This window comes from Parabacteroides sp. merdae-related_45_40 (assembly GCF_001915675.1).
On record NZ_MNQY01000131.1, the window covers coordinates 12,293 to 27,953 of the forward strand.

Annotated in this window: 10 protein-coding genes; 7 read left to right on the forward strand and 3 right to left on the reverse strand. The window is 46.7% G+C overall.

The genetic code is table 11. The features are described 5' to 3' along the window. The first annotated feature begins 13 nt into the window (after window positions 1-13). From BHV83_RS18595 to BHV83_RS18605, 3 genes are all read left to right on the forward strand, one after another. Window positions 14-1,042, forward strand: coding sequence for a FecR family protein (locus tag BHV83_RS18595; RefSeq protein ID WP_005641823.1), 1,029 nt, complete (start codon window positions 14-16; stop codon window positions 1,040-1,042). Between the two features lie 423 nt (window positions 1,043-1,465). After that, entirely contained in the window at window positions 1,466-4,738 is a 3,273-nt protein-coding gene (locus BHV83_RS18600) for a TonB-dependent receptor (protein ID WP_224204509.1), read from the forward strand. Window positions 4,739-4,756: 18 nt separating this feature from the next. Then, a complete protein-coding gene (locus BHV83_RS18605; protein WP_005643432.1) occupies window positions 4,757-6,448 on the forward strand; it encodes a RagB/SusD family nutrient uptake outer membrane protein in 1,692 nt (563 codons plus the stop codon). 99 nt (window positions 6,449-6,547) lie between these two features. On the opposite strand, the gene BHV83_RS18610 is transcribed toward BHV83_RS18605, so the two are convergent. The 3 genes from BHV83_RS18610 to BHV83_RS18620 are packed head-to-tail and all read right to left on the reverse strand — an operon-like array spanning window position 6,548 to window position 10,866. Next, window positions 6,548-8,107 carry an MBOAT family O-acyltransferase gene (locus tag BHV83_RS18610; protein WP_122205982.1) on the reverse strand — a complete coding sequence of 520 codons (1,560 nt, stop codon included), beginning with the start codon at window positions 8,105-8,107 and terminating at the stop codon, window positions 6,548-6,550. Further along, the gene (locus BHV83_RS18615; RefSeq protein ID WP_182387883.1) at window positions 8,100-9,446 is read right to left on the reverse strand and encodes a GDSL-type esterase/lipase family protein; all 1,347 of its coding nucleotides are present in this window, start codon (window positions 9,444-9,446) and stop codon (window positions 8,100-8,102) included. The genes BHV83_RS18610 and BHV83_RS18615 overlap by 8 nt, the downstream gene beginning before the upstream one ends. After that, entirely contained in the window at window positions 9,418-10,866 is a 1,449-nt protein-coding gene (locus BHV83_RS18620; RefSeq protein WP_122205965.1) for an SGNH/GDSL hydrolase family protein, read from the reverse strand. Before BHV83_RS18620 ends, BHV83_RS18615 begins: the two co-directional genes overlap by 29 nt. Before the next feature lie 109 nt (window positions 10,867-10,975). Between BHV83_RS18620 and BHV83_RS18625 the strand changes: the two genes are divergently transcribed. The 4 genes from BHV83_RS18625 to BHV83_RS18640 all read left to right on the forward strand — a co-directional run bounded on the left by BHV83_RS18625 (window position 10,976) and on the right by BHV83_RS18640 (window position 15,649). Next, complete coding sequence (locus BHV83_RS18625) at window positions 10,976-11,536, forward strand: NUDIX hydrolase (protein WP_119215795.1); 561 nt, start codon at window positions 10,976-10,978, stop codon at window positions 11,534-11,536. A 249-nt stretch (window positions 11,537-11,785) separates the two neighbouring features. Beyond that, window positions 11,786-12,799 carry an N-acetylmuramoyl-L-alanine amidase family protein gene (locus BHV83_RS18630; RefSeq protein ID WP_286757891.1) on the forward strand — a complete coding sequence of 338 codons (1,014 nt, stop codon included), beginning with the start codon at window positions 11,786-11,788 and terminating at the stop codon, window positions 12,797-12,799. A 73-nt stretch (window positions 12,800-12,872) separates the two neighbouring features. Then, complete coding sequence (locus BHV83_RS18635; RefSeq protein WP_022322959.1) at window positions 12,873-14,108, forward strand: anaerobic sulfatase-maturation protein; 1,236 nt, start codon at window positions 12,873-12,875, stop codon at window positions 14,106-14,108. An 8-nt stretch (window positions 14,109-14,116) separates the two neighbouring features. Then, window positions 14,117-15,649 (forward strand): TldD/PmbA family protein, encoded by a 1,533-nt coding sequence (locus BHV83_RS18640; RefSeq protein ID WP_046452342.1) that lies wholly within the window; start codon window positions 14,117-14,119, stop codon window positions 15,647-15,649. The last annotated feature ends 12 nt before the right edge of the window (window positions 15,650-15,661 follow it).

Here is a 15,661-nt window from a genome sequence, read left to right on the forward strand (position 1 = left end):
TAATCACAAATACATGACAAACGTGAATATACAAACCGAACATATCATAGCCTATCTGGAAGGCAAACTATCGAAAGAAGATAGCCTTGCTTTTGAAAAACAAATGTTGGATTCACCTGAATTACGGAAAGAGGTCGGTGATCTCCGTTTTATCTGTGACACCAGCCAGATGCTATATTTGCAAGAAAAAATAGATGTAGACAACCACTGGAAAAATGTATCGAGAACCATGCAGAAAAACCGATTCCGACAAAAGATCGGTCGCTATTTTCGTTACACGGCAGCCATATTGCTCATTCCAGCCTTAATTAGCAGTATCTACTTTTACCAGCGTATCTACAGATTGGAAAATCAGCCGATCGAACAGGTGGAATTGTCAAGCGCTTATGGCCTTGTTTCTAAAATTACACTGCCGGATGGTTCCGAAGTATGGCTGAATTCAGGTTCCAAGCTGCATTATCCTAAACAGTTCGTCGGAGACCATCGTAAAGTATATCTGTCCGGCGAAGCTTATTTCAAGGTTTCATCAGATAAAAAGCACCGCTTCGATGTAGCACTTTCAAACGGAATTACGGTAAGCGCCTACGGCACAGAATTTAATATTAATGCTTATGAAGATGATGACGAAATACAAGCCACTCTGGCAAACGGTTCCATAGAAATCAGAAATGAAAAGAAACCAATCCCCCAAGTTCTGAATCCGGGTGAACAGGCCGTATATAATAAGATAACAGATAACACTAAGGTTTCAGACATCAATCTGTATATGGTTACTTCATGGAAGGAAGGAAAAATGGTCTTCCGCCGGACCGAAATGGCAGAGATAGCTCAACGCCTGTCACGCCATTTCAACGTAAACATCATCTTACAAAGCAAAAAAATATTCAATTACAAATATTCTGCAACCTTTACGACCGAAACCTTTGAAGAGATCCTGCAACTGCTCGAAAAGACTGCTCCTATCAAGTGCACAATGATCGAACCGAAACAGGCCAGCGACTATTCTTATACCCGTCGGACCGTTATTATCGAAGCAAGATAAAAAAATTGCATTTTGGCGTAGGGGATTTTTTATCTCCTACGTCTAATAGCCGTAATAAACAGAAATGAATGATTAACACAAAAATTGAAATACCATGAAGACATAGCTGCTACACACATCTGAATCAAAAAGATGGAAAGATGCTTGCAACATCTTCCCATCCCGTGATCAACAATAATTATCAATCCGAAAATCTCACCTGACGAATGATAATTGTCTAATTAAGTCATATAACTACCTAATTAAATTTGATAATGTAAAGTTATGAAAATTACATCAAAACAAAAAGGTTTCAGGTCATATTTCGACTTGTCTCCTCAAATTCCTACGCGTATGAAAATCGCCGCTTTATGTTTAACCTGCTTTCTTAGTGCAGCAAATGCAAATAGTCTATATTCGCAATCTGCACGTCTTTCTATAGAAATGAACAACGTTTCGATAGAAGAGGTATTGAACAAAATAGAGGAAAACTCTGAATTCCATTTTATTTATAACAATGAACTGGTAAATGTAGACAGAAAAGTCAATGTAAAATTCGACAATGAGACAATCGAATCCATCCTAAAGAAAGTTTTCAAATCCACCAATGTCGAGTACAAGGTAAATGAGAAACAAATTATCCTTCGTCCGAAAGAGATGGATATCGTTGCCAAGGTCCAACAAGAGCAGAAAACCGTTAAAGGTGTTGTTTCCGACCAATTTGGTCCTATCGCCGGAGCAAACGTTTCAATCCAGGGAACGACCGTCGGGACCATTACTGATATGGACGGAAACTTCACGATCGAGGTTCCTGAAAACGCAACTTTACAAATTTCGTTTATCGGTTACAATACTTGTTTTGTGAAAGTTGCAGGACAAAGCAACCTGAATGTCACACTGACGGAAGATACACAAAAGCTGGATGAAGTGGTCGTGATCGGTTACGGTACACAAAAGAAAATGAACCTGACCGGTTCGGTCGCCACTATTTCGGCAGATAACATTGCGACAATCCCGGTTTCCAATATCTCCAATGCGATGGCAGGACGTATGCCGGGTATTTTCTCTTACAATAAATCCGGTATGCCGGGTGTATCTTCCCCGATCACGATCCGTGGCGTCAATACACCCAACAATACAAATCCGACTTACGTCATCGACGGCGTTGTTCGTGAAAAAGCAGACTTCGATGCTTTGGATCCGAACACGATCGAGAACATTTCCGTATTGAAAGACGCAGCATCCGCTGCCGTTTATGGCTCTCGTGCCTCTAACGGCGTGATTGTCGTTTCGACAAAACGCGGTAAAAACCAAAAGCCTCAGTTTAGCTATTCAGGTCTATTCGGAACGGACCGTCCAACCCGCACACCGGAAGTGATGAACGCTTATGACCGGACTGTATATCTAAATAACCAATTCATGTATAATGGCATCCCGGAAACAGATTCCCGCTACTACACAGCCGACGAACAAGAATACTTCAAAACACACAGTACAAACTGGTTCGACCTCGCTTGGAAAAACCCGTTTACGACACAGCACAACCTAAGTGTCAACGGGGGTAGCGAACGTATCAATTACTTTATGTCAGCCGGTTATTACAGCCAGAGCGGAACATTCAACAACCTGGACTTCACACGTTACAGTTTCCGTTCGAATGTAGATGCCAAAGTTGCGGATAACTTTACGATCGGATTGGATGTGGACGGTAATATGAGCGACCAACGCACACCTTACTGGCCTCATGACTCTGATAAAGATTTGATGAACGATATGTATCGTGCCCTACTAAACTTCCCGACTACCGAGCCGGCCTATATAAACGGAAAGCCGAACGCAACCATCTACAACTGGAATATTCTGGAAGCAATCAACAACGGGCATGTTTCCAAAAAACATAACACACTGAACACGAAGTTAAGCGCCAAATGGGAAATTCCTTGGGTAGAAGGCTTGACAGCAAACGCGATGTTCAACTATCGCCGTTATTACGAGAATGAAAAACAGGTAGGAAAAGAGTATACCTTATATATACACGAAACGAGCGGCGGACATAACCACATCATCCGCGACGACGCCCCGGTTGTCGGCACACGTACGAGAACCGAAAACGGAAACTTCGTCCGAAAAGACTTCAACGAAACGAGCGCTTATACGCTAAACTTGCAGTTAAACTATAACCGGACATTCGGCAAACACGACATCGGCGCCATGTTCCTCTATGAGCAATACGAAGAATGGGGTGATATGTTTTGGGCACAGCGCAAGCAATTGCTTTCATCTTCCCTTGAACAGCTATTCGCCGGAAGTGCGGACAGCCAGTGGAAAGATGCTGATGGTCACGAATCGGAAATTGGACGCATCGGTTACGTCGGCCGTGTGAACTACGGTTTCGACAACCGCTATCTATTAGAAGCCAACTTCCGTTACGACTCGTCCGTAAAATGGATTCCGGGCAAGCGTTGGGGATTTTTCCCGTCTGTTTCAGCCGGTTGGCGCGTGACTGAAGAAAATTTCTTCAAGCAGAACGAAAAACTGAACTTTATCAGTAATCTGAAATTACGTGCATCCTATGGTACATTAGGGAACGACGGAGGAGACGATGTTGCTTATTACCAATATTTAAGTAAATTTACAACAGGAACCAATGCCGTCTTCGGTTCAGGTGCAACCGGTATTCTACCGGGTGTTTATCCAAGCAAAGGCATCACTTGGGAAACAACCACGACAGCCGACGTCGGCTTTGACTTGGGATTGTGGAACGGACTGCTAAGCCTCGAATTTGATTACTTCCATAAGAAAACTTCAGATATCCTGATGGACCGTAAACGTACAATTCCGGGGACTTTCGGAGCCACATTACCGAAAGAGAACTACGCAGAGATGGTAAACCAGGGATGTGAGTTCATGTTGCGCCACGATAATAAGATCGGTAACTTCACATATTATGTATCCGGTAACTTCTCTTTCGCCCGCAACCATTACACGTATATCGACGAATCGGCAAACGCCTATGAATGGGAAATAAAGACAGGACGCCCGATCAACTTCATCACTGGCTACATCGCCGACGGTATCGCCCGTACGGATGAAGATTTAGCTGGACTGCCGCTCTATAACGGCGGATTCGAATGGTCGAAAGGCGACATTATCCTGAAAGATATCCACGGTGCAGGCGGCGTCGGAGGCCCTGACGGAGTTGTCGACGGTAACGACCAAGCCGTTCTTTCGCTCTACAGCAAAGACCCGGAAATCATCTACGGTATCAGTTTAGGAGGTGAATGGAAAGGTATCGACTTCACAGCCTTCTTCCAAGGCGTAGGCCATCGAAGCATCATGTTCCCGAACCGCGGCGATACCTGGACAGAACAGACCGTTCTGAACATATGGTCGGACGCTTATTCACCCGACAACACAGACGGTAAATATCCGCGCGTCGGTGGTACAGGCTCGAAAGGCGCCAACGGACAGGCTTCTTCATTCTGGTTGATGAACGGTAACTATTTCCGTTGCAAAAACATCGAGCTCGGCTATACGTTGCCGAAACAGTGGGTGAATTCGATCGGTGTAGATCGTTGCCGTGTCTACGTTTCAGGCACAAACCTGTTCGTATTCGACCACATTGGCATCTACGATCCCGAAAACAGCGGTGACCGTGGAGCTTATCAGTATCCGTTGACAAAAAGTTTCAACTTTGGTATCAATGTAAGTTTCTAACAATTTGAGTAATTAGATATGAAAAAGATATTTATAACATGTGCTGCCATTCTGGCATTATTCTCTTCCTGCACCAGCGTACTGGATAAGGAAGACCTAAGTTCAATCTCGGAGGACAAGGTTTGGGTTGACAAAACGCTGACTACAGCTTTTCTCAATGCTTTATATGTTTCCATCCCAAGTTGGGATACGGCCGTGGCCGATGCGACCGACGAAGCGACGGGCGGAGGCAACTGGACACAGGGAACCACCACACCGGACAATATGAGTGACACGAAAGATTCCGCCCCGACCTGGTATTGGCCCTATTCTGACATCCGAAACTGCAATATTTTCATTCAGAATGCACAGAATCCCGAAGTCTGTACGATAGACCGTGAACTAGCCGACCGTCTGACTTACGAAGCCCGTTTCATTCGTGCTTACCTCTATTTCGAAATGGTCAAACGTTACGGTGGTGTCCCACTGATCACTATCCCGCAAGAAATGACGGACGACCTCTATGTGAAACGTAACTCTACAAAAGAATGTTTCGATTTCATTATCGACGAACTGAAAGCTTGTGCAGAAGGGTTGCCAGACTCTTATTCGGCTGAAGACTTGGGCCGCGTGACGAAAGGTGCAGCCAAGGCATTCCTCGGACGCGTATTCTTGTTCCGTGCTAGTCCACAGTTCAACCCGAACAACAACAACGAACATTGGCAAACCGCCTACAACTACAACAAAGAGACACTGAATTACCTGATCGGACAAGGCCATGCCTTGTATGATGATTACGGAAAACTGTTCCTAGATGAGATGAACAAAGAGGTAATTTTTGCCATCCGCTACGAAAACCCGACCCGCACACAGAAAAGAGATGCAACCGTCCGTCCGATCACGTTCTCGATGAACAACACCGGTGGTAACCACCCGACACAGGAAGTGATTGACCGCTTCCCTACTATAGACGGAGGGACTTACACCTATGCCGATTGGGAAAAGGAAGGCAAAGATATCTTCGCCTTGTGGGAAAATCGGGACAAACGTTTTTATGCGACAATCGTCTATCAGGGGGTGACTTATTTCAATACCGTAATGGAACTGAACGAAAATGCGCAAAACGACTATGCCTACGGCAAAAACGTCGGATCGAAAACCGGCTATTATTCCCGTAAAGCCATTGACGAAAGCCTTTCAGTGACAGACTGCCAAAAATCTGGAACCGACTATATTGACATTCGCCTGGCCGAAGTAATGCTGAACTATGCCGAAGCTGCCGTCGAGGTCGGAAAGACAAACGAAGCATTCGATATGTTGAAACAGATCCGCAAGCGTGCAGGCATCAATGAAACTAGTTCCAATCCGGAAATGAAAGGCAAAGTTTACGGATTGAACCCAAACATGAACCAGACGGAAATGCGTGAAGCAGTTCGCGAAGAACGTTTTATCGAATTGTTGTTCGAACAAAAACGTTTATGGGATATGCGCCGCTGGATGATCTACGACAAATTGATGAACGGGCAAGGCAAACGCCATGCCTTAGTGATGAACAAGCAGGCCGATAATACATACACGACCTATCTGTTCGACCGTGATAACACGCCGATGATCACCAACCAGAACATCTACTTCCTGCCGATGAAACGCAGCGAGATGAGTAACAATCCGAACCTGGAACAGACGAAAGGCTGGGAAAACGGGACGTTCGACCCGCAAGCTGGACTCTGATCCCTCCTACATTTAATAACGAAAGCCCTCCCCGCTCCGGAAGGGCTTTTGTTATTAAACTCTGCTTCCATCGGATTCCCGATATGGCAGGAAACAATGTCAGAACTGGAAGTAGATAAATGGTTGCACCCCGGCACTCTTGAACTGCACGACAACAAAGATCGCAATCGCCAGCATCACCGCCTGAACAAGCAAAGGAGAACGGGTAACGACTGCCTGCAAACCGTTTTCCGCCGATTTCGGCATGAAATGCAGGATATAACCCACCACCATCAAGACGAACACTCCTTTATAGCCCACCACAAACTGCATAAAGACCTCCGGATGGAAATTCGTGAAAATCTGCGTCAGCACCTCGCCAACCGTTTGCATCGAGTCAGCCCGGAACAGAATCCAGCCAAAGCACACCAGATGGAAAGTGATCAGAACACCTATCACTCTTCTCCAGGGTTTCATTTCTGATCCTAATGGTTTGAAACTGCTGAAATGGTTCATCACGAACTTATGGACGGCCAGTGCAACTCCATGCAGGGCGCCCCAAAGGATAAAACTCACGGAGGCTCCGTGCCATAAACCGCCCAACAACATCGTTATCAGCAGGTTGATGTATGTCCGTATTTTCCCTTTCCGATTACCTCCGAGTGAAATATACAAATAGTCTTTCAACCAAGAAGAGAGCGAGATATGCCAACGTCGCCAGAATTCCGTAATGGTCGCCGATTGGTAAGGCGAATCGAAGTTCACATTAAAACGGAAACCTAACAACAATGCAATTCCGATCGCCATATCCGAATAGCCGGAAAAATCACAATAGATCTGCAAGGCATAACCATACACACCCAACAGATTTTCCACCCCTGTATAGAGCAAAGGAGCATCGAATATGCGGTCGACGAAGTTCAAGCTGATATAGTCGGATATGACGGTTTTCTTGAAGAGCCCGCACAAGACGAGGAAAAGTCCTTCTCCGAACTCCGCCCGCGTAACAACCGGAGTTTTATAAATCTGAGGAATAAAATCGCGTGCCCGGACGATTGGACCGGCCACCAGCTGCGGGAAGAAGGATACATAGAAAACATAGTCGATCCAACGCCGGAGGGGATCTATCCTACCCCGGTACACATCAATCACGTAGCTGATGGTCTGGAAAGTAAAGAAGGAAATGCCGACCGGCAGAAAGATATCCAACGGCTGATAGGTAATGTTCTGCAACGAGGTATTCCCTAACTGATACCCCAACTCATGAGCAACGGCAGCCATGATCTCCCGTAGGAAATTGAAGTATTTGAAATATCCCAACAGCCCTAAGTCAACGCACAGGCTCAGGACAACCCATGCTTTGCGCTTCCATCGGGAAGCCGTCTTGGCCATACACTGCGCAATGCAAAAATCGGATGTTGCGACAAACAGCAGGAGAAAGAAAAACAATCCGCTGCTCTTATAATAGAAATAGATGGAAAACAACGTAACGTAAATGATACGCGTCAGCAAATGCTTCCTGAGCGACATATAAATAATCAGGAAACCGATAAAAAGGAAGAAAAACAATCCGCTGCTGAAAAGTATCGGAGCATTGTGATGGTAGGTCAATATATCGCCAAGTTTGTCGAATGAGAGCTGAGACCAATATTCTCCCATTTTATTTATAAAATCATTCATCATCTTTTCTGATTTTCAACATTTGATTATAAGATTGCATTAGGGCACGATATAACAAGGTTCCTTGCTCACGATAGCCATCCTTTGTGAAATGAATACGGTCACGGCCCATCAGTTTTTCCTTGCGCCATTTGGTGCAGGAGCTTTTCCCTCCCGTAGCGGCAAAGAGATCCCAGCAAGCTACGCCCTCTTCACGTGCCGCCTTTACAATCGCCTTTGCAGCAAGTTGGGTATTCGAGTTACGGACATACGTCCGTTTTTTATTGACATAAGTCCGCTTGTAGCATTCCGGCGGAGTGGTGAGCAGAATAACCGTTTCAGGCATCTGTTTCTTGACGAGAGAAACGAACGCACGTATCTGTCCGCCAAATTCTTCCGAACGGAAGCGGCGGCCGAAGGTTTCGTTCGTACCCAACGAAATAATCAGCAAAGAAGGTTTCAACAGGGCCAAATGACGAACGTACGCTTCGTCTGTGTAATTGACATACATCGCCCCGTTCACGCCGACCGAATGGTAGAGGACACCCGGATAACCGTTCGTCAGGCTGAAACCATAATAAACATTTTTGAAGTTGGAGGCCGGAAGCAGCTTATCCGTGCCTTGTTTCCGCCGGGTACTGTGCAGCTGCAACGTATCTACCGGATGAGAAATACGGAAGGTATCGGCCAAGACACCTGCGACAGCCGGAACCGTAGCCAAGGATGTCTGTATGGAATCTTTGAACGAACCGGCCGGCAACATAGGCATGGCTTTCTCCCCCCGGTAAAGGATCGCCTGGTTGAAGGAATAGCCGGCCCCGTTGTTAGGCGCTATCCGAACGTCCAAATTGATGGAAGGAGAAACGGACTGGATACCGATTCCACCGATTCCAACAGGACATTTCTTATTGGCTTGGATACAGCGTCCCGTCACCCATTCGCGGACGGAAGAAGAGATGAAATAATCGTCCGGCTCATTCGTCTTGCTCAACTTGAAAGGGGCAATCCATCCACGTCCGGCATTCCCGAACTGCGCCTGCAAAAGACGCATCACTTTACCGGAATAATAACCGGCCTGTATGTGAGAATCGCCTAAATGGACGATTGTCAATACGGTATCCTTCCCCGCTCCGAGCGAATCCAGTTCGTCAAAGAAGGATTGCAGCGAAGAGGGCGACTGGATCGAATCGACCTCCTTCCCGATCGAATAAATGCGGGAAGGGAGCGGGATCGTATCAATACTCCCCTGTTCCCACGCTTGACACGGGATCGCCAATTTTCCTTTCACTCCGGCAGAACTGGCGGCCATCAAAACCAGGCAAGCCGATAGACTAATGAGCCACTTTGTCTGCTTCATCATAAAACTCCTTTTCTAATAATATTGCCTTCAACAAGGCAGAAGCTATCTCTTTTCCTCCCCTGAAACTCAAATGGGTATAGTCTTTGCTAGCCCAATTGTTCTCCACGAAACGGATCATGCTGTTCTCTCCTCCCATCGCCCCAAAGACATTCCAGAAAGCGACCCCCGAACGGCGAGCCGCCTGCCGCTGTGCGTGCAGCAAGGCTAATACGGCAGGCATCGTTTCGAAGGTTCCGTCCACTTGTCGGCTCCTGTCCGAAACCCCCAGCATCAGGATATCGGCATCCGGAAAACAAACGCGTACGTGGCGTACGGCTTCTTCCATCCGCTTGGCGTACCAGCCATACTGGAGAACGCTGTCGCTGACGATATTCAACCCGTACTGCAAAACGACCAGATCATAGGGACGTATCTCGTTCAACTCTCGGCAACGGGTGCTGTCCAATCTCGAAAGGATCATCCCCGAATTGCCACGCAACGAATAATTGTCCACGATCACCCCAGAATTATCTTCGAGTGCAACCCCGAGAGCACGGAAACCGGCCGTATCGACAAAGCTGAAGGAGGCTTCCGTAAAGGTTCCTGTTTGTTCGTATTGCGTGATGGCGGTTGTCGGTTCCAAGGTCTCGCAGATCGTGTCCTGCGTGCCGTTGCAAACCAAAGTCATCTGTGTACGGATATTCTTTTCATACAAGAATTTAAGGGAAGAAACCGTTTTCAACTCCGGATAACGGTCTGTCATCTTGATCGAGATAGATGGCTTCTCCCCTTTCGGTTCGAACGTCATTCCGGAAAGCGTATACCGATGATGATGATCCGTCAACATGGACCAGGTGGTCCAACCTTCCGCCTTTTGCTCGATCGTCGGACGGAACTGGGCGGCTACCGACGTAACCGGAACGAAACCGACTCCGCGTCCTCCGAACCGCTCCTGCATACCCGAACGGAAATCAGCCACCACAATGTCACCTTCGATAAACGAATCACCCAAAAAGGCGACACGCACCGGGCGGTTCGCCTGCCTGCTATTTCTTAAAGCGGCAAAAAAACGTTTCAAACCGATATGGCCGACAGAGTAATCCTCGATACGCGTTCCCAACGAATCGGCTCCCTTGTCCGCATACATAACCTTGTAAAGCGAATCGCGTAATGCGAGGGCGACGGAATCGATACCTGTCGTTTTCAGGATCGAATCACGCACGGCGGCCGAATCTATCCGGACCGTATCCGGTTGTTCCAATTGCATACGCAAGGAATCCATAGACAGGGATTCTGGTTTTATCCTGAGATCGGAAAGTAAATCAACTTTTTTTATTTTCATCCCGAACAGCTGGTCCGGTAAGTAATAAAGTCCCAAGCAGATACCAAACGCAAGAAGTAGCAGGAGCAAAAGCCTGCCGAAATTATTATCTTTATTCATCTAAGTCCTCTCTTTCGAAGCTACAAAGATAAGTACAAATACAATTTATTACAAACTCGACCGTTTCATAATTATATATTTTGATACACACCATCAACAAACTACAAATATGGAAACTCCGAAAAACAGAAACTGGAAAGTACTGAAAAGTGAATACCTATCCAGCCAACCTTGGTTCACCGTGCGCAGGGAGGAAGTGGAATTGCCGAACGGAAACAGGATTCCTGAATATTATATATTCGAATATCCAGAATGGATCAATGTGATCGCAATCACCAAAGAGCAGAAATTCGTATTTGTAAGCCAATACCGTCATGGACTGGGTATCACGGCTTACGAACTTTGCGCCGGTGTCTGCGAAAAGGAAGACGCCTCCCCACTCGTCTCCGCCCAACGGGAATTGCTCGAAGAGACCGGCTACGGCAACGGAAATTGGAGCGAACTGATGGTAATAGGCGTCAATCCGAGTACCCACACCAACCTGACTTATTGCTATCTTGCCACAGATGTAGAGTCAGTCATGGCACAACATCTGGAAGACACGGAAGACCTCAGCGTCCACCTTCTGACTCTCGACGAAGTAAAAGAATTGTTGCTAAACGACCAGATCAAACAAGCGCTCCATGCCGCCCCACTTTGGAAATACATGGCGATGAATCATTTGATCTGAGATATTTCCTGAACTCAGGCGAACAAAAGCAGACAAACCATAAAAATAAAGCTTCATGCCTTTGCCACAATAATTCCATCGGCATGGCACGACCGTTTCACCAGTATGGCACAACCGTTTCATCGACATGGCACAAACTCTTCCTGCCTATGATACTACTAGGACATGCTGCTCCGCCTGATAATAACCGTATATTTTGCATAATCCCGAAAAAGCGTTATTTTTGTTCGCATTAGCAACATGTCTCCAATGAAGTTTAAACTTAATATCATATTCGCGTTATTTTTTACCATATTTTGCGTCAACCGTTTACAGGCCCAGGAAAAAGCCTTTCCCAAGAAAGGAGAAGGCATCACCCTGTTCCTCAAACGCCATAACCGTACAGGTATTTCATATCAGAAACAGTTCATCGAGCTGAACAAGAACAAGTTAGGCAATGGGAATACCCTTAGGATAGGAGTCAAATATACGCTTCCCCCCTTACAGGGAAAAGAAGCTGTTGCATCCGCCATCAAACGAGCGAACTATGAACCGTTGTTCGGCAAAGAACTGGCCTCCTATAAGGTAACATCGTCCGAACTAAAAGGAGCCTGTTTCTATCTGGTCAGCGGACACGGAGGCCCTGATCCAGGAGCAATCGGACGGATTGGCAAAATCGAGTTGCACGAAGACGAATATGCCTACGACATCGTACTCCGTCTGGCACGCAACCTGATGACAAAAGGAGCCAAAGTCCACATTATCATTCAAGATGCCAAAGACGGGATACGGGATGACAAATACCTGAAGAACAGTAAACGGGAAACTTGTATGGGTAGCCCTATTCCTTTTAACCAGGTCCGTCGCCTGAAACAACGAAGTGACAAGATAAACACCCTGTTCAAGCAGGATAAATACGCCTACAAACGAGCTATCTTCGTGCATGTGGACAGCCGGAACAAGGGACACCAGACCGATGTTTTTTTCTACCACCAGAATAAAAACTCCGAAAGCAAGCATCTGGCGAAAACCATGCGGACAACTTTCACCCATAAATATAAGAAGCACCAGCCGGGACGAGGATTTACCGGAACAGTGGACGGACGGAACTTATACGTGTTGAGACATACGACACCGGCCTCCGTTTTCGTCGAGTTAGGTAATATCCAAAACAGTTTCGACCAGCAGCGAATCATCCTGAGCGACAACCGTCAGGCACTCGCGAATTGGCTTTGCGAAGGATTTGTCACCGATTACAACCGCTACAAGAAAAAAACACGGTAAAAAAACAACATTCATCCGTTAAAAAGATTACTTTTGCATATGAAACTAAATAAAACATCGTTTTAAGCATACCATGAGTAATCCATATATATCCCCGTTCGCGAAACCCGTATATGTAATGTTGAAGCCTGTCGGTTCAGTTTGCAACCTGGCGTGCGAATACTGTTATTATCTGGAGAAAGGGAAACTTTATCCAGAGGTGAAAAATCATATCATGAGCGAACAGTTACTGGAAAAATTCATCAAGGAATATCTGGAATGTCAGACGATGCCGCAGGTTCTCTTTACCTGGCACGGTGGTGAAACGCTGATGCGTCCGATCAGTTTCTATCGGAAAGCACTGGAATTGCAACGCAAGTACGGCCACAGACGCCAGATAGACAACTGTATCCAGACAAACGGGACACTGCTGAACGACGACTGGTGTCGTTTCTTCAAAGAGAACAACTTCCTCGTGGGAGTTTCGATAGACGGCCCGCAGGAGTTTCATGACGAATATCGTCGCAACAAGCAGGGACTCCCCTCCTTCTATAAAGTGATGAAGGGAATCGAACTGCTGAAAAAGCATGGCGTGGAATACAACGCAATGGCAGTCGTCAATGACTACAACGTAGATTATCCGCTGGAATTCTATCACTTTTTCAAGGAAATAGATTGCCACTATATCCAATTCACCCCGATTGTAGAACGCCTCGGATTCCATCAGGACGGAACGTTGCTCACCTCGCCGGAACAGCAGGATGCCAACATCAAACTAGCCCCTTTCACGGTCGACGCCGGAAAATGGGGAGATTTCCTCTGTGCGGTCTTCGACGAATGGCTGAAAGAGGATGTCGGTAATTATTATATCCAGCTTTTCGACTCCACACTGGCAAACTGGGTAGGCGAACAACCGGGCGTCTGTACGCTGGCACGCACTTGCGGACATGCCGGTGTGATGGAGTTCAATGGCGACGTATATGCCTGCGACCACTTTGTATTCCCGGAATATAAGTTAGGTAACATCCATACCCAGACGCTTACCGAGATGATGTACAGCCAACGCCAACTGAAGTTCGGAGCAGACAAATATGAAACACTCCCTACCCAATGCAAGGAGTGTGACTACCTGTTTGCCTGCAACGGCGAATGTCCTAAGAACCGTTTTCTCCATACGGCAAACGGCGAACCCGGATTGAACTATCTATGTAGAGGTTACAAGAAATTTTTTAAGCACGTGGCTCCTTACATGGATTTCATGAAAAAAGAATTGTTGGCCGAACGCCCGCCAGCCAACGTCATGCAATGGGCAAAAGAGAATAAACTATAATCGAACATATGAAAATCAACAGACGTGATTTTATCAAAACAGGAGGTATGGTTATGCTTGGATCATTAGCAGTTCCCTCATTCCTGGGAAGTTGTACCGGAAACAAGGTAGATCAGGCTACCGGTATCTCATTCGCTCAGAACCATTTTGGTGTCAGTGAAAACGACATGAAGAAAGTGTTGGCAGCAGCACTTGAGAAAGGAGGCGACTATGCAGATCTTTTCTTTGAACATTCCTACCGGAACAATATCGGATTGCAAGACGGAGCCGTAAACCGTGCTTCGTCCAATATCGATTTCGGTATGGGAGTACGTGTATTGGCCGGTGATCAGACCGGTTATGCGTATGTGGAAAACGTGACTCTCGACGAGATGCTGAAAGCTGCCCGCACGGCAGCCCGTATCGCAACCGGCTCGGCAGGAAAAGCTCCGGTTGCCCTGACGGAGGAACCGATCCCGAATAATTATTACGGTGTACAAACTCCTTGGGACGAGCTCGCCGTAAATGCAAAGACCCCGTATCTTCAGAAACTGAACGATCAGATTTTTGCGCTTGACAAACGGGTGCACAAAGTGATGGCTTCGTTGGGAGACACGACTTCACACATCTTGTTCTGCAACTCCGAAGGACAGATGTACTACGACTATCGTCCGATGGTGACGCTGGGGGCAGTCTGTATCATGGAGGACAACGGGAAGATCGAAAATTCATATGCATCCCGCGCTTTCCGCATGGGAGCCGAATTCCTGACAGATGATATCATTGCCGAAGTAGCTAAGGAGGCAGTAGAGAAAACCTCCATCCTATTCCAAGCTATCAAGCCTAAAGGAGGCGAAATGCCGGTCGTAATGGGTGCAGGAGGTTCCGGCATCTTGTTGCACGAAGCAATCGGCCATGCTTTCGAAGCTGACTTCAATCGCAAGAATACATCGATCTTCTCCGACCAGCTGAACAAAAAGGTTTGTAACGAGCATATCAATGTGGTGGACGACGGTACGATTCCTTTCAACCGCGGTTCTGTCAATATCGATGACGAAGGTATCGCCGGGCAAAAGACTTATATCGTGAAAGAAGGCATTCTGACCAGCTACCTGCACGACCGTATCAGTGCCAAACATTACGGTATACCTTCAACGGGGAACGGTCGCCGTGAATCATTCCGCCAGATGCCGATCCCGCGTATGCGCGCTACCTATATGGAAGCCGGAAACGTGACGGAAGAAGAAATGATCTCGACGGTGAAGAAAGGTATCTATGCCTCTAGCTTCACCAACGGGCAAGTACAGATCGGTGCAGGCGACTTCACCTTCTTCGTGAAAGACGGTTATCTAATCGAAAATGGTAAACTGACACAGCCGATCAAAGATATCAATATCATCGGTAACGGTCCACGTGCATTGGCCGATATCACGATGGTCGGAAACAATTACAAGATGGATAACGGCACCTGGACATGCGGCAAGGACGGACAATCCTGTCCGGTAACCTGCGGTATGCCGTCAGCCTTAGTTAGTAAACTTACTGTAGGAGGAGAAAATTAAAAAGATTTATGA